This window comes from Streptococcus sp. GMD5S, assembly GCF_000298715.2.
Lineage (GTDB): Bacteria > Bacillota > Bacilli > Lactobacillales > Streptococcaceae > Streptococcus.
Genome location: NZ_AJRG02000001.1, coordinates 191,083 through 214,009, shown reverse-complemented (window position 1 = coordinate 214,009; position 22,927 = coordinate 191,083). Strand labels below are relative to the sequence as shown.

Annotated in this window: 21 protein-coding genes; 19 read left to right on the top strand and 2 right to left on the bottom strand. The window is 43.4% G+C overall.

Going from position 1 to position 22,927, the window contains the following annotated elements; all coding sequences use genetic code 11:
• Nucleotides 1-177 precede the first annotated feature (177 nt).
• The 10 genes from leuS to GMD5S_RS0200870 all read left to right on the top strand — a co-directional run bounded on the left by leuS (nt 178) and on the right by GMD5S_RS0200870 (nt 12,458).
• On the top strand, nt 178-2,679 hold the full coding sequence (gene leuS / locus GMD5S_RS0200915; protein ID WP_000011730.1) for a leucine--tRNA ligase: 2,502 nt from the start codon (nt 178-180) through the stop codon (nt 2,677-2,679).
• A 194-nt stretch (nt 2,680-2,873) separates the two neighbouring features.
• Nucleotides 2,874-3,569 carry a GNAT family N-acetyltransferase gene (locus tag GMD5S_RS0200910; protein WP_001144921.1) on the top strand — a complete coding sequence of 232 codons (696 nt, stop codon included), beginning with the start codon at nt 2,874-2,876 and terminating at the stop codon, nt 3,567-3,569.
• Between the two features lie 11 nt (nt 3,570-3,580).
• Nucleotides 3,581-3,997, top strand: a complete 417-nt coding sequence (locus GMD5S_RS0200905) for a GNAT family N-acetyltransferase (RefSeq protein WP_000626622.1) — start codon at nt 3,581-3,583, stop codon at nt 3,995-3,997.
• Between the two features lie 487 nt (nt 3,998-4,484).
• A complete protein-coding gene (ruvB, locus tag GMD5S_RS0200900) occupies nt 4,485-5,483 on the top strand; it encodes a Holliday junction branch migration DNA helicase RuvB (RefSeq protein WP_016893669.1) in 999 nt (332 codons plus the stop codon).
• Nucleotides 5,464-6,048 (top strand): nucleotidyltransferase family protein, encoded by a 585-nt coding sequence (locus GMD5S_RS0200895; RefSeq protein WP_001098879.1) that lies wholly within the window; start codon nt 5,464-5,466, stop codon nt 6,046-6,048. Before ruvB ends, GMD5S_RS0200895 begins: the two co-directional genes overlap by 20 nt.
• Nucleotides 6,049-6,254: 206 nt before the next feature.
• Nucleotides 6,255-7,013 (top strand): isoprenyl transferase, encoded by a 759-nt coding sequence (locus tag GMD5S_RS0200890; RefSeq protein WP_000466705.1) that lies wholly within the window; start codon nt 6,255-6,257, stop codon nt 7,011-7,013.
• An 8-nt stretch (nt 7,014-7,021) separates the two neighbouring features.
• Nucleotides 7,022-7,825: a phosphatidate cytidylyltransferase gene (locus tag GMD5S_RS0200885; RefSeq protein ID WP_000159122.1), complete on the top strand. Its 804-nt coding sequence runs from the start codon at nt 7,022-7,024 to the stop codon at nt 7,823-7,825.
• A gap of 15 nt (nt 7,826-7,840) precedes the next feature.
• Nucleotides 7,841-9,097 carry an RIP metalloprotease RseP gene (rseP, locus tag GMD5S_RS0200880; protein WP_000579737.1) on the top strand — a complete coding sequence of 419 codons (1,257 nt, stop codon included), beginning with the start codon at nt 7,841-7,843 and terminating at the stop codon, nt 9,095-9,097.
• Nucleotides 9,098-9,113: 16 nt separating this feature from the next.
• Nucleotides 9,114-10,967, top strand: a complete 1,854-nt coding sequence (locus tag GMD5S_RS0200875; protein WP_000814033.1) for a proline--tRNA ligase — start codon at nt 9,114-9,116, stop codon at nt 10,965-10,967.
• A 111-nt stretch (nt 10,968-11,078) separates the two neighbouring features.
• On the top strand, nt 11,079-12,458 hold the full coding sequence (locus GMD5S_RS0200870) for a glycoside hydrolase family 1 protein (protein WP_000911363.1): 1,380 nt from the start codon (nt 11,079-11,081) through the stop codon (nt 12,456-12,458).
• A 38-nt stretch (nt 12,459-12,496) separates the two neighbouring features.
• Here the strand turns inward: GMD5S_RS0200870 and GMD5S_RS10130 are convergent, their stop codons facing one another.
• On the bottom strand, nt 12,497-12,880 hold the full coding sequence (locus GMD5S_RS10130; RefSeq protein WP_237739030.1) for an EamA family transporter: 384 nt from the start codon (nt 12,878-12,880) through the stop codon (nt 12,497-12,499).
• Nucleotides 12,881-13,123: 243 nt separating this feature from the next.
• Between GMD5S_RS10130 and glmS the strand changes: the two genes are divergently transcribed.
• Nucleotides 13,124-14,932 carry a glutamine--fructose-6-phosphate transaminase (isomerizing) gene (gene glmS / locus GMD5S_RS0200860; RefSeq protein WP_000334304.1) on the top strand — a complete coding sequence of 603 codons (1,809 nt, stop codon included), beginning with the start codon at nt 13,124-13,126 and terminating at the stop codon, nt 14,930-14,932.
• Between the two features lie 110 nt (nt 14,933-15,042).
• Nucleotides 15,043-16,095, top strand: coding sequence for an LLM class flavin-dependent oxidoreductase (locus tag GMD5S_RS0200855; RefSeq protein ID WP_000229787.1), 1,053 nt, complete (start codon nt 15,043-15,045; stop codon nt 16,093-16,095).
• Between the two features lie 229 nt (nt 16,096-16,324).
• On the opposite strand, the gene GMD5S_RS0200850 is transcribed toward GMD5S_RS0200855, so the two are convergent.
• Nucleotides 16,325-17,182, bottom strand: coding sequence for a 5'-nucleotidase, lipoprotein e(P4) family (locus GMD5S_RS0200850; RefSeq protein WP_000703382.1), 858 nt, complete (start codon nt 17,180-17,182; stop codon nt 16,325-16,327).
• Nucleotides 17,183-17,549: 367 nt separating this feature from the next.
• On the opposite strand from GMD5S_RS0200850, the gene GMD5S_RS0200845 reads away from it, so the two are divergent.
• The 7 genes from GMD5S_RS0200845 to GMD5S_RS0200815 are packed head-to-tail and all read left to right on the top strand — an operon-like array spanning nt 17,550 to nt 22,885.
• On the top strand, nt 17,550-18,554 hold the full coding sequence (locus GMD5S_RS0200845; protein ID WP_000157304.1) for a uroporphyrinogen decarboxylase family protein: 1,005 nt from the start codon (nt 17,550-17,552) through the stop codon (nt 18,552-18,554).
• A gap of 11 nt (nt 18,555-18,565) precedes the next feature.
• Nucleotides 18,566-18,769 (top strand): hypothetical protein, encoded by a 204-nt coding sequence (locus tag GMD5S_RS0200840; protein ID WP_000837737.1) that lies wholly within the window; start codon nt 18,566-18,568, stop codon nt 18,767-18,769.
• Nucleotides 18,770-18,771: 2 nt separating this feature from the next.
• The gene (locus tag GMD5S_RS0200835; protein WP_001290985.1) at nt 18,772-19,770 is read left to right on the top strand and encodes a uroporphyrinogen decarboxylase family protein; all 999 of its coding nucleotides are present in this window, start codon (nt 18,772-18,774) and stop codon (nt 19,768-19,770) included.
• Between the two features lie 11 nt (nt 19,771-19,781).
• Nucleotides 19,782-20,660 (top strand): transporter substrate-binding domain-containing protein, encoded by an 879-nt coding sequence (locus tag GMD5S_RS0200830; RefSeq protein WP_000037011.1) that lies wholly within the window; start codon nt 19,782-19,784, stop codon nt 20,658-20,660.
• 32 nt (nt 20,661-20,692) lie between these two features.
• Entirely contained in the window at nt 20,693-21,385 is a 693-nt protein-coding gene (locus tag GMD5S_RS0200825; protein WP_000255460.1) for an amino acid ABC transporter permease, read from the top strand.
• 3 nt (nt 21,386-21,388) lie between these two features.
• The gene (locus tag GMD5S_RS0200820) at nt 21,389-22,111 is read left to right on the top strand and encodes an amino acid ABC transporter permease (RefSeq protein ID WP_000350564.1); all 723 of its coding nucleotides are present in this window, start codon (nt 21,389-21,391) and stop codon (nt 22,109-22,111) included.
• Nucleotides 22,112-22,120: 9 nt separating this feature from the next.
• Nucleotides 22,121-22,885, top strand: a complete 765-nt coding sequence (locus GMD5S_RS0200815; protein WP_000942251.1) for an amino acid ABC transporter ATP-binding protein — start codon at nt 22,121-22,123, stop codon at nt 22,883-22,885.
• Nucleotides 22,886-22,927: the final 42 nt, after the last annotated feature.

The following is a 22,927-nucleotide window of genomic DNA, read 5'->3' as shown; positions in this document are numbered from 1 at the left end:
CAAGAGACAAATAATCAATAGAAGTTAGCTCCGATTAGGAGCTAATTTTTTTCCTGTTAAATAAGTTGGATTTGCGACTCAGTATTTCTTGTTATCCAAGTCTAAAAGAACATTTCTCGTCTTTCAAATTCCCCCAAAAATGGTATAATAGTAACATCACAAAATTGGAGAGAGACCATGAGTTTTTACAATCATAAAGAAATTGAGCCTAAGTGGCAGGGCTACTGGGCAGAACATCATACATTTAAGACAGGAACAGATGCATCAAAACCGAAGTTTTATGCTCTCGACATGTTCCCATATCCTTCAGGAGCTGGATTGCACGTAGGACACCCAGAAGGCTACACAGCGACTGATATCCTTAGCCGTTACAAACGTGCCCAAGGTTACAATGTCCTTCACCCAATGGGTTGGGATGCCTTTGGTTTGCCAGCTGAGCAATACGCTATGGATACGGGGAATGACCCAGCAGAATTTACAGCAGAAAACATTGCCAACTTCAAACGTCAAATCAATGCGCTTGGATTCTCTTACGACTGGGACCGTGAAGTCAACACAACAGATCCAAACTACTACAAATGGACTCAGTGGATCTTCACCAAGCTTTACGAAAAAGGCTTGGCCTATGAAGCCGAAGTACCAGTAAACTGGGTAGAAGAATTGGGAACAGCTATCGCCAACGAAGAAGTCCTTCCTGACGGAACTTCTGAGCGTGGTGGCTATCCTGTTGTCCGCAAACCGATGCGTCAATGGATGCTTAAAATCACGGCCTATGCAGAGCGCTTGCTTAATGACTTGGATGAGTTGGATTGGCCAGAGTCTATCAAGGACATGCAACGCAACTGGATTGGGAAATCAACTGGTGCCAATGTCACCTTTAAAGTGAAAGGGATTGACAAGGAATTCACCGTCTTTACCACTCGTCCTGATACTCTTTTCGGTGCGACCTTCACTGTCTTGGCTCCTGAGCATGACTTGGTTGATGCGATTACAAGTCCAGAACAAGCTGATGCAGTTGCGGACTACAAACACCAAACTAGTCTCAAGTCTGACTTGGCTCGTACCGATCTTGCCAAGGAAAAAACAGGGGTTTGGACGGGCGCTTATGCCATCAACCCTGTCAATGGCAAAGAAATCCCAATCTGGATTGCCGACTATGTTCTTGCTAGCTATGGTACAGGTGCGGTAATGGCTGTTCCTGCCCACGACCAACGTGACTGGGAATTTGCCAAACAATTTGACCTTCCAATCGTAGAAGTGCTTGAAGGTGGAAATGTAGCAGACGCTGCCTACACAGAAGATGGTCTTCATGTCAATTCAGACTTCCTTGATGGACTGAACAAAGAAGACGCTATTGCTAAGATTGTGGCTTGGTTGGAAGAGAAAGGTTGCGGTCAAGAGAAGGTTACCTACCGTCTCCGCGACTGGCTCTTTAGCCGTCAACGTTACTGGGGTGAGCCAATCCCAATCATTCATTGGGAAGATGGGACTTCAACAGCTGTTCCTGAAAGTGAATTGCCACTTGTCTTGCCAGTCACCAAGGATATCCGCCCTTCAGGTACTGGGGAAAGCCCATTGGCTAACTTGACCGACTGGCTTGAAGTGACGCGTGAAGATGGTGTTAAAGGTCGTCGTGAAACCAACACCATGCCACAATGGGCTGGTTCAAGTTGGTACTACCTCCGCTATATCGATCCACACAATACTGAGAAATTGGCTGATGAGGACCTCCTCAAACAATGGTTGCCAGTAGATATCTACGTAGGTGGTGCGGAGCATGCCGTTCTTCACTTGCTTTACGCTCGTTTCTGGCACAAATTCCTCTATGACCTCGGTGTTGTTCCAACTAAAGAACCATTCCAAAAACTCTTTAACCAAGGGATGATTTTGGGAACAAGCTACCGTGACCACCGTGGAGCTCTTGTAGCGACTGACAAGGTTGAAAAACGTGACGGTTCTTTCTTCCATGTGGAAACAGGAGAAGAACTGGAGCAAGCACCTGCTAAGATGTCTAAATCGCTCAAGAACGTTGTTAACCCAGACGATGTGGTGGAACAATATGGTGCCGATACCCTTCGTGTTTATGAAATGTTCATGGGGCCACTCGATGCTTCCATCGCTTGGTCAGAAGAAGGTCTGGAAGGAAGCCGTAAATTCCTTGACCGTGTTTACCGTTTGATCACAAGTAAAGAAATTGTTGCGGAAAACAATGGTGCTCTTGACAAGGTTTACAATGAAACCGTTAAAGCTGTAACTGAGCAAATCGAATCCATGAAATTCAACACAGCTATTGCCCAACTCATGGTCTTTGTCAACGCTGCTAACAAGGAAGACAAACTCTATGTGGACTACGCCAAAGGCTTTATCCAATTGATTGCCCCATTTGCACCTCACTTGGCAGAAGAACTTTGGCAAACAGTTACAGCAACAGGTGAATCCATCTCTTACGTGGCTTGGCCAACTTGGGACGAAAGTAAATTGGTTGAAGACGAAATCGAAATCGTCATCCAAATCAAAGGAAAAGTCCGTGCCAAACTCATGGTCGCTAAAGACCTGTCACGCGAAGAATTGCAAGAAATTGCTCTGGCTGACGAAAAAGTCAAAGCGGACATTGACGGCAAGGAAATCGTGAAGGTGATTAGTGTACCAAATAAATTGGTTAATATTGTTGTGAAATAACGAGTTTATTAGCTCTATCTGCCACCTTCAATAGTACACTGGACTATTGAAGCCAACCAAACTTGTTAATATCGTTATTAAATAAGAAATGAATCCTTCAGAGTAGAATCTGAAGGATTTTTTGAATTTTTTCATGAAAGTATGATATACTATGTGCAATTATAAAGTTTGAAAAGTGAATCAAGGAGAAAACGATGCCAGTAAACGAATATGGTCAGATGATTGGTGAGTCAATGGAAGGTTATACTCCAGGAGAATTGCCTTCCATTGATTTCTTAGAAGGGCGCTACGCTCGGATAGAGGCTCTTTCGGTGGAAAAGCATGCGGAGGATTTATTAGCTGTTTATGGTCCAGATACTCCTCGGGAGATGTGGACCTACCTCTTTCAGGAGCCGGTGGCAGATATGGAGGAACTGGTTACCGTCTTAAATCAGATGTTGGCTCGTAAGGACCGTTTTTACTATGCGATTATAGACAAGGCAACTGGTAAGGCTTTGGGGACTTTTTCTCTCATGCGTATTGACCAGAATAACCGAGTAATAGAAGTGGGTGCCGTCACTTTTTCTCCAGAATTAAGGGGAACACGTATAGGGACAGAGGCTCAATATCTCCTAGCTCGCTATGTTTTTGAGGAGCTTAACTATCGTCGCTATGAGTGGAAATGCGATGCTCTAAATCTGCCATCCAGACGAGCAGCAGAACGTTTGGGCTTTGTCTATGAAGGAACCTTCCGCCAGGCAGTCATTTATAAGGGGCGTACGAGGGATACGGATTGGCTCTCTATGATTGATAAGGACTGGCCTCAAGTTAAAGCTCGTTTGGAAGCATGGCTGGCTCCCGAAAACTTTGATAAAGATGGACGGCAGTACAAGAGCTTGAGAGAACTCTAAGAGGTGATGACATGATTAGCGTGAGAAAGCAAGAAGTTGTCAAGTTAGAAGATGTTTTGCATCTCTATCAGGCAGTTGGATGGACAAATTATACACATCAACCCCAAATGCTGGAGCAGGCCTTGTCTCACTCATTAGCGATTTATATGGCACTTGATGGCGATGCTGTTGTGGGCTTGGTTCGTTTGGTCGGAGATGGTTTTTCATCGGTTTTTGTCCAGGATTTGATTGTTTTGCCTAGCTATCAGCGTCAAGGGATTGGCGGCGCCTTGATGAAAGAGGCTTTAGGGGATTTCAAAGATGCCTATCAAGTTCAACTGGTGACAGACCAAACAGAGAAAACCTTGGGATTTTATCGTTCCTTGGGCTTTAAAACCTTATCTACTTTTGATTGTACAGGGATGATTTGGCTAGATCGAAAAAAATAAAAATAATTATTTTTTATTAAGTAAAGTTTAAGTCTCCTCGTGTATTATATAGTTATTAGATAAAGACCTCCTAATACTCTTCGAAAATCTCACCAGCCTTCGTTAGAGTAGACTTAGCTAACTATCGTTATGCTTGCGTCTATCTGCCTAGTCTGATTTCGATTTTCATTGAGTACCCTTTATTTAATGAAATCCCAAACTTTTCTTTTTCATCATAATCTCCTAAAGAAGCCACCCAATCAGGTGGCTTTTTTGTTGCTTGAAAAAGAAAATTTCATTTGGAAAAAAATTTAAAAAAATAATAAATCAGAGAAAAAGTTAAGTTAGTTTTAAGTTTTATCTTGTATTATATAATCATTAAATAAAGACCTCCTAACTTTATTTAATGAAATCCTAAACTTTTCTTTTTCATAATAATCTCCCTAAAGAAGCCACCCAATCAGGTGGCTTTTTTGTTTGTGGCTTGGATTTTTGATATAATAGAGCCATGAGTAGAATTTTAGACAATGAGATCATGGGGGATGAGGAGTTAGTAGAACGTACCCTCCGTCCCCAATATTTACGTGAATATATCGGTCAGGATAAGGTCAAGGACCAGCTGCAAATCTTTATCGAGGCTGCCAAAATGCGGGATGAGGCACTGGACCATGTTCTTTTATTTGGTCCTCCAGGTCTCGGGAAAACAACCATGGCCTTTGTTATTGCCAATGAACTGGGAGTCAATCTCAAGCAAACGTCTGGTCCTGTTATCGAAAAAGCAGGGGATCTGGTAGCGATTTTGAATGATTTGGAGCCTGGAGACGTTCTCTTTATTGACGAGATTCATCGCTTGCCCATGTCGGTGGAAGAGGTACTTTATAGTGCCATGGAGGACTTTTACATTGACATCATGATTGGGGCTGGAGAGGGCAGTCGCAGTGTCCATTTGGACTTGCCGCCTTTTACCTTGATTGGTGCGACGACACGTGCGGGGATGCTTTCTAATCCTCTACGAGCACGTTTTGGGATTACGGGTCATATGGAATACTATGCCCACGCTGACTTGACAGAGATTGTTGAGCGGACGGCAGATATTTTTGAGATGGAAATCACCCATGAGGCAGCTTCGGAGTTGGCCTTACGCAGTCGAGGAACTCCTCGTATCGCCAATCGTCTCCTCAAGCGCGTGCGCGACTTTGCCCAGATTATGGGGGATGGCTTGATTGATGATGTGATTACGGATAAGGCTTTGACCATGCTGGATGTAGACCGTGAAGGTTTGGACTATGTAGACCAAAAAATCCTTCGCACCATGATTGAGATGTACGGTGGTGGTCCTGTCGGTTTAGGAACTCTTTCTGTTAATATTGCCGAGGAGCGTGAGACAGTCGAAGATATGTACGAACCTTACCTGATTCAGAAAGGTTTCATCATGCGAACTCGTTCTGGGCGGGTTGCAACGGCTAAGGCATATGAGCATTTAGGGTATGAATACAGTGAAAAATGAACAAAAAATTCTAGATACTTTCAGAGAAAATCCGGATATGATGACCATTTTGACCATCATTCGTGACCTTGATCTGAAAGACTCGTGGTTGGCAGCAGGTTCGGTCCGAAATTTCATCTGGAATCTCTTGTCAGACAAATCGCCTTTTGACCGTGAGACGGATGTGGATGTGATTTTCTTTGATCCAGATATTTCTTATGAGGAAACAGTATCCATAGAGAAAAAGCTGAGAGAAGATTTCCCTCAATATCATTGGGAGTTGAAAAATCAGGTCTATATGCATCTGCACAGTCCCCACACTGTGCCTTACACGAGTTCTTGTGATGCCATGAGTAAATATCCGGAACAGTGTACGGCGATAGGACTCCGCTTGCATGCCGACGCAACTTTGGAGCTCTTTGTCCCCTATGGTATAGAGGATATTTTGAACTTTCAGGTTTCCCCAACTCCTCATTTTTTAGAGAATGAGGACCGAATGAAGCTCTATCAAGAACGCTTGTCCAAGAAAAATTGGCAAGAAAAATGGAAAAATCTCACTTTTTCAAAAAACTTAAGAAAAATTTAAGTTAGGGACGGTATACTAGGTTCATAAGTTAAGAGTAACTTAACTTAAACTCCTAAAACTTTTTCATAATAATCTCCCTATAAAATTAAGTCGCCCAATCAGGCGGCTTATTTTTTGTCTGTACGGAGAGCTAATAACTTAGCAATAGAAGAAAATAGGGAAATATGGTATAATGAAACGATAGATTTTTGAATAGGAATAAGAACATGTTTGGATTTTTTAAGAAAGATAAAGCTGTAGAAGTCGAGGTTCCAACACAGGTTCCTGCTCATATTGGCATCATCATGGATGGGAATGGCCGTTGGGCTAAAAAACGGATGCAACCACGGGTTTTTGGTCATAAGGCGGGAATGGAAGCCCTTCAAAAGGTAACCAAGGCAGCTAACAAGATGGGAGTCAAGGTCATCACGGTTTATGCCTTTTCAACGGAAAATTGGACGCGCCCAGATCAAGAAGTCAAGTTTATCATGAACTTGCCAGTCGAGTTTTATGATAACTATGTCCCTGAATTGCATGCAAATAACGTTAAGATTCAGATGATTGGGGAGACAGACCGTTTGCCTAAGCCGACTTTTGAAGCTTTGAAAAAAGCAGAGGAATTGACCAAGAACAATACGGGCTTGATTCTCAATTTTGCGCTTAACTATGGTGGCCGTGCTGAAATTACGCAGGCTCTTAAGGGCTTGGCTCAAGATGTTCTAGATGCTAAAATCAACCCTGGTGACATCACAGAAGATATGATTGGGGACTATCTTTTCACGCAGCACCTGCCAAAGGATTTGCGGGATCCTGATTTGATTATCCGTACGAGTGGTGAGTTGCGTTTAAGTAATTTCTTGCCATGGCAAGCAGCCTATAGTGAGCTTTACTTTACGGATACCTTGTGGCCTGATTTTGATGAAGCCGCCTTGCAGGAAGCTATTGCTGCTTTTAACCATCGCAATCGCCGTTTTGGAGGAGTTTAGGAGAAGATATGACCAAGGATTTACAAAAGAGAACATTGTTTGCGGTATTGGCCCTGGCGATTTTCCTTCCAGTCTTGTTTGCGGGAGGGCTCTTGTTGCAGGTAGGGATTGGCTTGTTAGCAATGCTAGGCGTCCATGAACTCTTGCACATGAAGGGGCTAAAGACTATGACCATTGAGGGTGCCTTGACTCTTTTTGCGACCTTCGCTCTCACAGTTCCTTTAGAAAATTACCTAACTTTTTTGCCTGTTGATGGGAATGTAGTTGCCTATAGTGTTCTGATTACCATAATGCTAGGGACAACCGTTTTCAGTAAAAGCTATACGATTGAAGATGCCGCTTTTCCAATTGCTGTGAGCTTTTATGTTGGTTTTGGCTTCAATGCCTTACTAGATGCTCGGGTGGCAGGTTTTGACAAGGTGCTTCTGGCTCTCTTTATCGTTTGGGCGACAGATAGCGCAGCCTACCTGACAGGGATGAATTTTGGTAAACATAAGTTGGCTCCGAGAGTTTCTCCTAATAAGAGTATTGAGGGATTTGTCGGGGGTATTCTAGGTGCGGTACTGATAACAGTGATTTTCATGTTAGTGGACAGCACAGTTGCTCTTCCTTATGGGATTTATAGAATGAGTCTCTTTGCTGCCTTCTTCAGTGTGGCAGGTCAGTTTGGTGACTTGATTGAGAGTGCCATGAAACGCCATTTCGGTGTCAAGGATTCTGGAAAATTTATCCCTGGACATGGCGGTGTGTTGGATCGCTTTGACAGCATGCTGATTGTGTTTCCAATGATGCACTTATTTGGCCTGTTTTAAAGAAAGGAATATTGAATGATTGGATTGCTAACCTTTATCCTCGTTTTTGGGATTATTGTGGTGGTGCATGAGTTTGGACATTTTTATTTTGCCAAGAAATCGGGCATTTTAGTTCGTGAATTTGCCATTGGTATGGGGCCCAAGATTTTTTCCCATATCGGTAAGGATGGCACTGCTTATACCATTCGAATCCTTCCTCTAGGAGGCTATGTTCGTATGGCAGGCTGGGGTGATGATGCGACAGAAATTAAGACAGGAACTCCGGTCAGTTTAACACTTGCTGATGATGGTAAGGTCAAACGGATCAACCTCTCAGGGAAGAAACTGGATCAAACGGCTCTTCCTATGCAGGTAACCCAGTTTGACTTTGAAGACAAGCTCTTTATCAAGGGGTTGGTCTTGGAAGAAGAAAAGATTTTTGCAGTAGATCACGATGCAACGGTTGTTGAAGAAGACGGAACCGAAGTGCGCATCGCTCCTTTGGATGTACAGTATCAAAATGCTTCTATCTGGGGCAAGCTCATCACCAACTTTGCAGGTCCTATGAATAACTTTATCTTAGGTGTTGTTGTTTTTTGGATCTTGATCTTTTTGCAGGGCGGTGTTAGAGATACTCAGACCAATCTCTTTCACGTCATGCCAGAGGGCGCTTTGGCTAAGGTGGGCGTAGCTGAGACAGCTCAAATCACCAAGGTCGGCTCGCATGAGGTTAAGAATTGGCAAGACTTGACCCAGGCTGTGGAAGCAGATACCAAGGACAAGACCGCCCCGACCTTGGATGTGACCATTTCTGAAAATGGTAGCGAAAAACAAGTCACTGTGACTCCAGAAGAAAATCAAGGACGTTACATTCTCGGGGTTCAACCAGGGGTCAAGTCAGACTTTCTATCCATGTTTGTTGGTGGATTTACAACTGCAGCTGACTCAGGGCTCCGTATCCTTTCAGCTCTGAAAAACTTGATTTTCCATCCAGATTTGAACAAACTCGGCGGTCCCGTTGCCATTTTTAAGGCAAGTAGCGATGCTGCTAAAAATGGAATTGAGAACGTCCTCTACTTCCTAGCCATGATTTCTATTAATATCGGGATTTTTAATTTGATTCCAATCCCGGCTTTGGATGGTGGAAAGATTGTGCTCAATATCCTAGAGGCTATCCGCCGTAAACCCCTTAAACAAGAAATTGAAACCTATGTCACCATGGCTGGTGTAGTTATCATGGTTGTCTTGATGCTAGCTGTGACCTGGAATGACATTATGCGACTCTTCTTTTAGATAATCGAGGAATATTATGAAACAAAGTAAAATGCTAATCCCAACGCTTCGCGAAATGCCAAGTGATGCTCAAGTTATCAGCCACGCCCTTATGTTGCGTGCTGGTTATGTTCGCCAAGTTTCTGCAGGTGTTTATTCTTACCTACCACTTGCTAACCGTGTGATTGAAAAGGCTAAGAATATCATGCGCCAAGAGTTTGATAAGATTGGTGCGGTGGAGATGTTGGCTCCTGCCCTTCTCAGTGCCGATCTTTGGCGTGAATCAGGCCGTTACGAAACCTATGGTGAAGACCTTTATAAACTGAAAAATCGTGAAAAGTCAGACTTTATCCTAGGTCCGACACACGAAGAGACTTTTACAGCCATTGTCCGTGACTCTGTCAAGTCTTACAAGCAATTGCCACTCAACCTTTACCAAATCCAACCGAAATACCGTGATGAAAAACGCCCACGTAACGGACTTCTTCGTACACGTGAGTTCATCATGAAAGACGGTTACAGTTTCCATGCCAACTATGATAGCTTGGATGTGACCTATGATGAATACAAGGCAGCCTATGAGCGCATCTTCACTCGTAGTGGTTTGGATTTCAAGGCTATCATCGGTGACGGTGGTGCCATGGGTGGTAAGGACAGTCAAGAATTTATGGCGATTACACCTGCTCGTACAGACCTTGACCGCTGGGTTGTCTTAGACAAGTCAGTTGCCTCATTTGATGAGATTCCTACAGAAGTGCAAGAAGAAATCAAGGCAGAATTGCTCAAATGGATGGTTTCTGGTGAAGACACCATTGCCTACTCAAGTGAGTCTGGCTATGCGGCTAACTTGGAAATGGCAACAAATGAGTACAAACCAAGCAACCGTGTCGTTGCGGAAGAAGAAGTGACTCGAGTGGAAACTCTAGGTGTTAAATCCATCGATGAAGTCGCAGCCTTCCTAAACGTTCCGCAAGAACAAACCATCAAAACCCTCTTCTATATGGCAGATAGTGAGCTTGTTGCAGCCCTTCTAGTTGGAAATGACCAACTCAATGAAGTTAAGTTGAAAAACCACTTGGGAGCAGATTTCTTTGACGTTGCGAGCGAGGAAGAAGTAGCAAATGTTATCTCAGCTGGCTTTGGTTCGCTTGGCCCAGTTGCTTTGCCAGAAAATGTGAAAATCATTGCTGACCGCAAGGTGCAAGATGTTCGCAATGCTGTTGTAGGGGCTAACGAAGATGGCTACCATTTGACGGGTGTGAACCCAGGTCGCGACTTTACTGCAGAATATGTGGATATCCGTGAAGTTCGTGAGGGTGAAATTTCCCCAGACGGACAAGGTGTTCTTAACTTTGCGCGTGGTATCGAGATTGGTCACATCTTCAAATTGGGAACTCGCTACTCAGCAAGCATGGGTGCGGATGTTTTGGATGAAAATGGCCGTGCGATCCCAATCATCATGGGTTGTTACGGTATTGGTGTCAGCCGTCTCCTCTCAGCAGTTATGGAGCAACACGCTCGCCTCTTTGTCAATAAAACTCCAAAAGGTGAATACCGTTACGCTTGGGGAGTTAACTTCCCTAAAGAATTGGCGCCATTCGATGTGCATTTGATTACTGTCAATGTTAAAGATGAAGAAGCGCAAGTCTTGACAGAAAAATTGGAAGCCAACTTGATGGAAGCTGGTTACGAAGTCTTGACGGATGACCGTAACGAACGTGTCGGGGTTAAATTCAGCGATAGCGACTTGATTGGTCTTCCAATCCGTATCACTGTTGGGAAGAAGGCGGCTGATGGTATTGTCGAAGTTAAGATCAAGGCGACTGGTGACACCATTGAAGTTCACGCAGACAACTTGCTTGAAACTCTTGAAATCCTAAGCAAAAAATAAAAACTATAATCAGAAGAAAAACAAGGCAAAAATGTAACTAGTTTTTACCTTGTTTTTTCTATATAATAAGACTGAATAGACACATAAAATATCAACAAAAGAGGTATAAGTATGTTAAAATTTCCAAAGGATTTTGTCTGGGGTTCCTCTACTTCTGGACCACAGACAGAAGGTCGTGTACCTGGTGACGGCAAGGGATACAATCTCTGGGATTATTGGTTCCAAGTAGAGCCAAATCGTTACTACAATGGAATTGGACCTGATAAAACATCGACTTTTTACGAAAACTGGGAAAAGGATATTGAGCTTTTGGTAGAGACTGGGCATACAGCCTTCCGAACTTCTATCCAGTGGTCTCGTATTTTTCCGCAAGGTCGTGGAGAGATCAATCCGCAAGGGGTGGCTTTCTACCGTCAGGTTTTTGAGGCTATTAAGGCCAAGGGGATTCGTCTCTTAGTCAATCTCTATCACTTCGACCTGCCTTTTGCCCTTCAAGAAGCTGGTGATGGCTGGGAAAATAAGGCAACTGTCAAGGCTTATGAAGACTATGCTCGTTTTTGTTTTGAGACTTACGGTGACTTGGTAGACCAATGGATTACCTTTAATGAACCCATCGTCCCCGTAGAATTTGGTTATTTTTATGATGCCCATTATCCTCACAAGGTGGATGCCAAAGCAGCGGTTAAGGTTGCCTATCATACGCAACTGGCTAGTAGTCTTGCGGTTAAGGCCTGTCATGAGATTCTGCCTGGCTCTAAGATTGGAATTGTACTTAACTTGACACCAGCCTATCCACGTAGCCAGCATCCTGCGGATGTCAAGGCTGCGCGCATTGCCGACCTCTTCCAAGCTCAATCTTTCCTAGATCCGTCTGTCTTGGGAGCTTATCCAGAGGAATTGGTGGAAATTTTAGCTGAGCATGATTTGCTGCCAGAGTACACTGTTGAAGAGTTAGAACTCATTCGCGAGAACATAGTTGATTTCCTTGGAGTCAACTACTACCAACCTTTGCGCGTTATGGCGCCGCGTTTTGCTAAACATCCAGACAGTCCCCTCTTGCCAGAACATTTTTACGAGCCTTATATCATGCCGGGCCGTAAAATCAATCCTCACCGAGGTTGGGAAATCTACGAGCAGGGGATTTATGATATCGCTCAAAATATCAAAGAAAATTATGGTAATATTGAGTGGATGTTGACAGAGAATGGCATGGGTGTTGAAGGTGAGGATAAATTCCGTGAGAATGGCATGATTCAGGACGACTATCGTATCGACTTTGTCAAAGGACATCTGCGTGAACTTCACCGTGCCATTGAAGACGGAGCCAATTGTAAGGGTTACTTAATCTGGACCTTTATTGATTGCTGGTCATGGCTCAATAGCTATAAAAACCGCTACGGTCTAGTTGAGCTTGACTTGGAAACACAGGAACGTCGTCTAAAAAAATCAGGCCATTGGTTCAAGGAACTCAGCGACCATAATGGATTTTAAGAATAAAAAGAGTGAGATGGTGTTCATCTCACTTTTTATTACAATATCATCACCAAGGTCCCAATCGTAATCAGGATACAGCCAATAATTGTTTTAAACGTCAGGACATCCTGTAGGAAGAAAAAGGCTAGAACGAGGGTAATGACGAGACGGAATTTATCGACAGCGGCTACCTCAGTCCCATTGCCCATCTGTAGTGCCTTGTAGTAGCAGAGCCAGGAGGTGCCAGTGGCCAAGCCAGATAAGATGAGAAAGAGCCAACTTTCTCTACTGATGTTGACAATTTCGGTCTGGCTATTGATCAAGAAAACCATGGCCCAGGCCATAAGAATGACGACGACCGTACGAATAGCAGTTGCTAGATTGGATGGAACTCCCTCAATCCCAATCTTGGCTAGAATTGACGTTAGGGCAGCAAAGATAGCAGATAAAAGTGCGAAGAAAAATCACATGGCAACCTCCTCCCTTACGACTATAAGTAAAGCATCTGCCTTGTCAGCTATTAGGTGAAATCTCAATTTCAGGAACTCTATAGAAGCTATACCAATTTTTATTCTTGACAAGTGAGAAAAACAAGTATATACTGTTTTTGCTGATTCCGTAAAGCGAGAATTAGACTATACCAATTTAAGGAGAAAGCACAGCTGGTCTGTGTCGTATATACTATGTGTGGAATTGTTGGTGTTGTTGGAAACACAAATGCAACTGATATTTTGATTCAAGGGCTTGAAAAGCTCGAATACCGTGGCTATGATTCTGCGGGGATTTTTGTCCTAGGTGGTGCTGAAAATCACCTGGTTAAGGCTGTCGGTCGTATCGCAGAATTATCTGCTAAGACAGCTGGTGTTGAGGGAACAACAGGTATCGGACATACGCGTTGGGCGACTCATGGGAAACCAACGGAGGACAATGCTCACCCACACCGCTCTGAGACTGGACGTTTTGTCTTGGTCCACAATGGGGTGATTGAAAACTACCTTGAAATCAAGGAAGAATACCTTGAAGGTCACCACTTCAAGGGACAAACAGATACAGAAATCGCTGTTCACTTGATTGGGAAATTTGCAGAAGAAGAAGGTCTCTCAGTTCTAGAAGCCTTCAAAAAAGCCCTTCACATCATCCGTGGTTCTTATGCCTTTGCCTTGGTTGACTCGCAAGATCCTGAAGTCATCTACGTGGCTAAGAATAAATCACCACTTTTGATTGGTCTTGGGGAAGGCTATAACATGGTCTGCTCAGATGCTATGGCTATGATTCGTGAAACCAACCAATACATGGAAATCCATGACCAAGAGTTGGTAATCGTCAAGGCTGATAGTGTCGAAGTTCAAGACTATGATGGTAATAGCCGTGAGCGTGCTAGCTACACTGCTGAGCTAGACTTGTCAGATATCGGTAAGGGAACTTACCCTTACTACATGCTCAAGGAAATCGATGAGCAACCAACGGTGATGCGTAAACTCATCCAAGCCTACACAGATGAGGCAGGTCAAGTAGTGGTTGACCCAGCTATCATCAAGGCTGTTCAAGATGCAGACGGCATCTATATTCTTGCAGCTGGGACATCTTACCACGCAGGATTTGCTTCTAAGAAGATGCTGGAAGAGTTGACGGATACACCTGTTGAACTTGGAATTTCATCTGAGTGGGGCTATGGTATGCCACTTCTCAGCCAGAAACCACTCTTTATCTTTATCAGCCAGTCTGGTGAAACAGCTGACAGCCGTCAAGTTTTGGTCAAGGCTAATGAAATGGACATTCCAAGCTTGACAGTGACAAACGTTCCAGGCTCAACTCTTTCTCGTGAAGCCAATCATACCATGCTTCTTCACGCGGGTCCTGAAATTGCTGTGGCCTCAACAAAGGCCTATACAGCGCAGATCGCAGCTCTTGCCTTCCTTGCAAAAGCAGTCGGAGAAGCAAACGGCAATGCTAAAGCGCAAGCCTTTGACCTGGTTCATGAGTTGTCAATCGTAGCTCAGTCTATCGAATCAACTCTTTCTGAAAAAGAAACCATTGATGCTAAAGTTCATGAGCTTCTTGAAACAACACGCAACGCCTTTTACATTGGACGTGGTCAAGATTACTACGTAGCCATGGAAGCCAGTCTTAAGCTAAAAGAGATTTCTTACATCCAGTGTGAAGGCTTTGCGGCAGGAGAACTCAAGCACGGGACCATTGCCTTGATTGAAGAAGGAACGCCTGTCTTGGCCCTCTTGTCAGATCCAGTCCTTGCTAACCATACTCGTGGAAATATCCAAGAGGTCGCAGCCCGTGGTGCCAAGGTTCTCACTATTGCAGAAGAGAATGTTGCTAAAGAGACAGACGATATCGTCCTTACGACCGTCCACCCTTACCTCTCACCAATCTCAATGGTCGTACCAACGCAATTGGTCGCTTACTTTGCAACACTCCACCGTGGCCTTGATGTGGACAAACCACGTAACCTTGCTAAGTCAGTAACAGTAGAATAAGCTAAGAAAGTCTAGTTCATCTAGACTTTTTCTAATGAGCAAATGTATTGAAAATAAAACTAATTAGTGATAAAATACCCTAAAACTAAAAGAGATAGCGAGGAAACGGGATGGTAGAATTAGGAATTTCAACATTTGGTGAAACAACAGCTCTGGAAGCGACTGGGCAACTTTACAGTCATGATGAACGCATTCGTCAGCTGGTGGCAGAGATAGAGCTGGCTGATAAGGTTGGTTTGGATGTGTACGGGATTGGGGAGCATCATCGGGAGGACTTTGCGGTATCGGCGCCAGAGATTGTTCTTGCAGCTGGTGCAGTCAATACCAAGAAAATTCGTTTGACGAGTGCAGTCAGCATACTCTCGAGTATGGATCCGATTCGCTTGTTCCAACAATATGCTACTATCGATGCTTTGTCAAATGGACGTGCGGAGATTATGGCTGGGCGTGGTTCATTTACCGAGTCTTTCCCACTGTTTGGCTATGACTTGAAAGACTATGAAGCTCTCTTTGATGAGAAATTAGACATGCTCCAGTTAGTCAATGAAAAGACCAAGATAGACTGGCAGGGGCAATTGACCCAAAGCATTGCTGGAAAAGAAGTTTATCCTCGTCCAGTTCAGGACAAATTGCCATTGTGGGTGGCGACAGGTGGTCATGTAGAGTCAACAGTGAAGATTGCTCAGGCGGGGTTGCCAATTGTCTATGCTATTATTGGTGGCAATCCGCGTTATTTTAAAAAGCTGATTCAAGCTTATCGTGAGATTAGTAGGGAAGCCGGTCATGCGGATAAAGACCTGAAAGTGGGCGCTCATTCTTGGGGCTGGATTGCTGAAGATGGCGAGCAGGCGATAAAAGATTATTTCCATCCGACCAAGCAAGTAGTGGATGCGATTTCCAAGGACCGTCCACACTGGCAGGAGTTGACCTATGAGCAATATTTGGAGCAAGTTGGGCCAAATGGTGCCATGTTTGTGGGAAATCCAGATCAGGTAGCAGAAAAATTGATTCGCATGATTGAGGATTTAGACTTGGACCGTTTCATGCTCCATCTACCGCTTGGTTCTATGCCTCATGGTCAAGTTCTGAGAGCTATTGAACTCTTCGGCACACAAGTGGCGCCCAAAATACGTGCTTACTTTGCTATGAAAGAGGAGTTATAAAAAAATTCAATCAGTTGAGTCGATTGGTGAGGAACACCCATGGATTCAGCAATAGGTGGAAGTGGTACAAGAGATAGAGCATACTATCTAGTGGAATATATACTAGTTTATACCAAGTACAAGATAAAATAGTAAAAAAGACGATTTCCGCTTGGAAGTCGTCTTTTTTGATATTCTCGCAAATACGATATCTTGTGGTTGGTGTAAACTGGTAGATAGCTCCCTTATTTTATTTATCAAAACCTTGTAAGTTTTTTTGGCGCTCTTCAGTTTGACCCTTGGCATCCAATTTATTACCATTGTAAACAGTGCTTTCCCATGATCCGTACATTGGGTTAGGGAAAATGATGAATTTCTCACCAAACTCTTTTTGTAATTCCTCTAATTTTTGGTCGCGCTCAGTTTCAGAGGTCTTTGAAAACTCTGCAAAGTCCACAAGATTGTCTCCTAGTAGCATGACTAAGTTGGTTTTTTCTTGGACTGCTTGTCTACGACCTTCTTTAGATTTGACGCCTTTTTCTAAGAACATGAGATGATCGCGGCTTTGTACAGGAATTCCTTCATTTTCTAGGTTTTTGATCGTATCATCTACCTGATCTATCGTGCGGTCAGATACATAGTAAATTTGGACACCGTTTTTGTCTGCAAATTGGAGAAAGTCTTTAGCACCTGGTACAGCCTTGGCTGCGGCTTTTTTTACCCAGACATCCCAGTTTTCTGGGGTAAATGCTGTTCCGTCTTTGACATTTTGAGCTTGATAAGGACTGTTGTCTAATACGGTTTCGTCTAAGTCCAAAACGATAGAGTAGGGTTTATCTGTCTGTGTTTTTAGTAGTTCTTTTAAACGATCAGTAGCGACATTGTAACCTTGTAGATAGAGTGCCTTGGTCTCAGCTGCTTTTTGATACCAAAGAGTTGACATAGTGTTCTCTCTTGAACGCAACTGATCATAGGTCATTGTAACCTGATTATCAGATGTACTACTTTGTGTTGTCTGTGAATTTGCCGAATTTGTGCCACAGCCAGTCAGTAAAATGACGGAAGCAAGTGTAGAAGCAATTGTAATGGTAACTTTGGATATTTTCATAATCCCATCCTCCTAATAATAGTCTACTAATATTGTAGCGTTTTCACGGGATTTGTGCAAGGGAATATCGGGAGAAAATAAATTTTTCAGTAGTAATTTGGTATTAGGATAAAATTATGTACTTAATTTGGGAATGAAGATGGATATAAAAAAATCCAATCGACTTGATAGAAAATCTATATCAGCTCCTTTTTGAAAAATAGATGAAAATAAAGAGAATCTTTGAAAGGCTAGTAACATCAAGCTTTTCAGGGATTTTTTTCTTTATAGATATAAAAATTTCCAATCGAGTTGATAGTCAATATATATTGGGAAAAGGGGAAAAGGAGTGGTAAGATGGTTTCAATCCAAATGGAAGGAGAGAGGTATGGCAAGTAAAAGAGATCTAGTCTTTAGAGCGATTCGAGGCGATGAAGTGGAAAGAGTTCCTGTCGGATTTTGGTTTCATTTTGTAACACTCGAAGAAAAGGGGCAGGGATTAAATAATCCACGTATCTTTCAAAAAAGTGTTGATGGGCATCGCAACTATGTGGAAAGGATTCGTCCTGATTTTGTCAAAATTATGAGCGATGGTTTTTTCCTTTATCCAAGTAATGTCTATCGTCCTAAGATTGCAAGCATTCAGGAGCTGACTTCTATTGAGTCGATTGGTGAGGAACACCCATGGATTCAGCAACAGGTGGAAGTGGTACAAGCGATTCGAGAGACCTTTACCGAAGAGATTGCTTCTTTCTACAATATCTTTTCGCCTATCTCCTACCTCAAGCGTTGGTTCCGTACAGAAACTTCTCGAGGAGATAGGGAAGTGGCTGACCTATTGCTTGAAAATCCTGAGCAACTCAGATCTATTCTAGATGTGATTGCAAGAGATATTGCTATCCTAACTCAGAAAATCATCCAGCAAGGTGGAGTTGATGGGATTTATCTCAGCACCCAGGAAATTCAAGATGAGCGCATCACACCAGAACTCTACCAAACCTATATCGAACCGAGCAATATAGCGATTTTGGAGGCAGCCAATCAGGTTGGTGGGACCAATATCCTCCATATCTGTGGTTTTGAAGGTGCGAGCAATGATGTGACGATATTTAAGGACTATCCAGCTCAAGTGGTCAACTGGGCGACTCATCATGAGGAGGTTAGTTTGACACAGGGGCAAGAGTTGTTTCCAGGCAAGGCCGTTTTAGGTGGATTTGAAAACGGCAAGAAAAGCTTGCTTTATCAAGGTTCCAAGGCGGAATTGCAAGATGAAACAAGACGGTTGCTGGCTGAAGCTGGTAATAAAGGCGTTCTTCTGGGAGCTGACTGTACTGTTCCAGATGACTTTGACTTAGAGAGGTTGGACTGGATTCGGCAGGCAGCTGTTCTCTAAAAGGAGGAGCTATGAAAAGTAAAAGATGGGGAATCTTCATTGCAGTTGTCGGTTTGCTGGCTTTGGTTGCCATAAGCGTCGTAAAAAATGGGCACTGCAAAAATGGAGAGAGATGTCGTGGAGTTCAGGATTTTTCCAAGTCCAGTCTTCCCTTTCTACGCTCGAATGATATCGCAAGCAGTTTATTAGTTGAAAAAGTAAGAAATGGAGAATAAGAATGTCAGAAAAAAAAGAATGGGTTTTAAAAGCATTTAGAGGTGAAAAGGTTGATCGTGTGCCAGTTGGTTTTTGGCACCATTTCACATCCGAAGACGAATGGCTACACGGATTTTCAAATCCAGTCATTATCGAGAAGAATATTGAGGGCCATAAGCGCTTTATCCGAGAAGTTCAGCCGGACTTTATCAAGTTAATGAGTGATGGCTACTTTGCTTATCCAAATCCAGCGATTGCCAAAGGAAAATCACTTCAAGAATTGGCAACCATTCAACCACTCGGACCAGAGCACGCTTGGATAAAAGAGCAGGTGGACTTGGTTAAAAAAATCAAGCAAGAGTTTACAGAAGATATCGTTGCGATTTACAATATTTTTGCTCCTGTGACCTATCTCAAGTGGCTACTGGGGGAAGTATCTGGTGGGGATGACCTCATTGCGGACTTTCTGGTGGAAGACCCTGAAGCCCTCAAGAAGGTGTTGGATGTGATTGCAGAGGATATTGCGAGTCTCAGCCGAGCTGTTATCGAAGAGGCTGGTGCTGATGGAATCTACCTCAGCGTGCAGAGTATCCAAGATCAACGAGTGTCGGCAGCAGAGTATCAAGCCGTCATTGCACCTAGCGAGATAACGGTTCTGGAAGCAGCTAGTGCTGTTGGTGGTGTCACGGTTCTTCATATCTGTGGCTACGAGGGAGCACGAAATGATATTCACCTTTTTGCAGACTATCCAGCCCAAGTCTTTAACTGGGCTGTAGGACCAGAGGGAATCACTCTCAAGGAAGGTCGTGAGATTTTCAAGGGACATACGGTTCTTGGAGGATTTGAAAATGGTAAGACAGGCTTGCTGTATACTGGTAGCAAGGATGCCATTCAGGCTGAAGCAAAGAAACTAGTTGCAGAAGCTGGGGAACAGGGCTTGGTACTTGGGGCAGATTGTACCATTCCAAGTGATATCGCAGTTGAGCGTATCCAGTGGGTGAGAGAAGCGCTTGAAAACTAAAGGAGAAAAAGATGAGTAAAAAAGCATGGATTATCGGTGGTGTAGCAGTGGTTGTAGTAATTGGGGCAACGATTATCGGGAGAAGTTTAGCTGGTGCTCCAGCCAAGGATGGAGAAACGGCTTCGTCTGCTGAAGTTATAACCTTGAAGGTTGCCCATACACAAAACTATGTTCCATATGATTTTGTCAATGAAAAAGGGGAATCAGATGGTTATGAAGTAGCTGTTTTGAAGGCTGTTGATGAGAAGTTGGCAAACTATCAATTTGAATATACGGGTACCAGTGATGATGACCTCTTGATTGGTCTGGAATCAGGTAAGTATGACATCGGAACCAAGGGAGCTTGGTACACAGATGAACGAGCTAAAAAGTTTGTCATTCCATCTGAACCAGTCGGAGCGAGCATCATCGGATTTACTGTCAGAAAAGAAGATGAACAGAAATACAAAACCATTGATGACTTTGCTAAGAATAAAGGGAAATTGGTTCCCATCTCTCCACAGAATGCTCAATGGAATGTCATCACCAGCTACAATGAAAAACATCAGGATGCACCGATTGAGCTAACAGCAGCTGAATCCTTTAAAGTGGCAGATGCCTATGCCTGGGTCTTGGAAGGACGTTATGACGCCTTCTTTGATATCAAACTGTCCTTTGAAAAAGCAGTTACCGCAGAAGATGGCCCTTACCACCAATATGCGGATAAACTCAGCTGGTTCCCATACAAGGGCATTCCAACTTATCCCTTGATTCACCGTGATGAAAAGGGTGAGAAATTCGCTAAAGAATATGAAAAAGCAATCAAAGAGTTGAAGGAAGATGGAACGCTTGCTAAGTTATCTCAGCAATACTTTAAAGAAGATGTCTTTAGTTATGTAGACAAAGACTAGACCAGAAATTCCAAGACTAGAAAGGGTTTTGCATGGTTTCTTATGATTTTTCCAAGGTCTTTCAGTTTTTGCCAACCTTATGGCAGGCACTTCCTATGACCTTGTCCATTCTCTTTTTTACCACTCTTCTTGGGTCCCTTTTTGGAGGTCTCTTGGCCTGGGCACAAGTAGGAGAAGACAAGAGTTTTGCAGCGATTTCCAAAGGCTATATCTTTACCCTACGTTGTACACCGCCGATTGTCTTGCTTTTTCTAGTCTTTTATGGCTTGCCAGAATTTCTGAAATGGTGGCTTGGTTTGGATATCAACAACTGGTCTAAAACTATTTTTGTTCTCCTGACGATGATTCTCTTGTTTGCGGCTATTGTTGCCGAGGTTTTCAAGGCGGCCTATCAAGCTATTCCAAAGGGGCAGACAGAGGCCGGGCTTAGTATTGGTTTGACTCCAAGTCAGACTTTTTGGAGAATCATTTTTCCCCAAGCTTTTCAAGTTGCTCTTCCCAATATAACGACCGCTATACTCAATCTCATGCGAGATGCTGCCTTGGCCTATACGATTGGTTTCGTTGATGTTATGGGGGCGGGGAATCTCTTGATCAGTCGCAATTTAGGGAACTACTCGCTGGAAACCTATACGGCAGTTGCGCTTCTTTACTGGGGGATTGCCTTGGTTATTTCTAGTTTGAGTCGTTTGCTTGAGAAGTCTTTGGAAACAAAAGGGAGGTAAGAAATGGATATAGACTATATTGTAAAGACCTTTCTGGAGACCTTGAAGGGTGTGCCAATCACCTTGATTATCATGATTGTGGCTATGGTCCTAAGCTTTTTACCAGCTCTATTTTTAGCCTTGGGGCAGATTTACAAGGTTCGAGGGGTGAGGAGTTTTTCTCTGGTCTATCTGGCTTTTATCCGAGCGACTCCTCCGATTTTATTGATTCTCTTCTTTTATAGTTTGTTTCCAAGTTTGCTGAATCAATTTCTCAAAAGCATAGGAAGTGACTTTGATATTTTCAAGCTTGATCCTCTCTACTATGCCTTTATCATTTATAGTTTGATGACAGTCGGGAGTTTATCGGAGATTTTGCGTTCAGCGATCTTGACGGTGGACAAGGGACAACTAGAGGCGGCGCATGCGATTGGGCTGACTACGACCCAGGCCTATCTAAGGATTGTTTTTCCTCAAGCCTTGCGCTCAGCCTTGCCTAACTTGGCCAATCTGGTGATCAATATCGTCAAAGGGACCTCCCTAGTCTTTGTTATGACCATCAAGGATATCACCGCTATTGCTCGTGTAGAAGCGTCCTACGGTTACCAGTATTTTGAGTCTTATTTTGTAATATTTTTGCAGTATATTTTGATCTGTGGTTTGATTCAGTGGGGCTTTTCTGTATTAGAAAAATGCTATGTGAAAAAAGAAAAGAGAGCGAAAGCATCTAGCGCGCGTTTTGTATAGGAGGACAGGATGTTACAAGTAGAACATATCGCAAAAACATTTGGTGAGAGACAGGTCCTGGAGGATGTCAATCTCCAGGTCAACCAAGGGGATGTCGTCGTTATCTTAGGACCATCAGGTTCGGGGAAAACGACCTTTCTCCGTTGTCTCAACCACTTAGAAAAAGCTGACAGTGGCCGTTTGACCTTGGCAGGAAAAACTTATGACTTAGCCAAATTAAGCAAGAAAGACATTCTAGAAATTCGCCAAAAAACAGCCTTTGTTTTCCAACACTACAATCTCTTTGCAAACAAAACTGCTCTGGAAAATATTCTAGAAGGCCTAATCGTAGCTCGTAAAGTACCCAAGGAAGAAGCGCTCAAACGTGCAGAATCTGCCTTGGAAAAAGTTGGTTTACTGGCCTACAAAGACTACTACCCTTCTCAGCTATCTGGAGGGCAACAACAACGAATAGGAATTGCGCGTGCTATTGCCGTCAAACCCGAGGTCATTTTGCTAGATGAACCAACATCAGCACTAGACCCTGAGTTGGTTGGAGATGTTTTGGATGTTCTGAAACAGTTGGCGGGAGAAGGTGTGACCATGGTGGTCGTCACGCATGAGATGGGATTTGCTAGAGATGTCGCTAACCACGTTATTTTCATGGATGGAGGCCGTATCGTAGAGGAGAACAATCCCCACGATTTCTTTAGTCGTCCACAAGAAGAACGAACCAAGCAGTTCCTGGCTCGTATCTTATCAGACGCTAGCTATAGTGTAGAATATATGATTTGATAGCTAAGTGTATCATAAAAACAACACCCCATGACTAGAAGA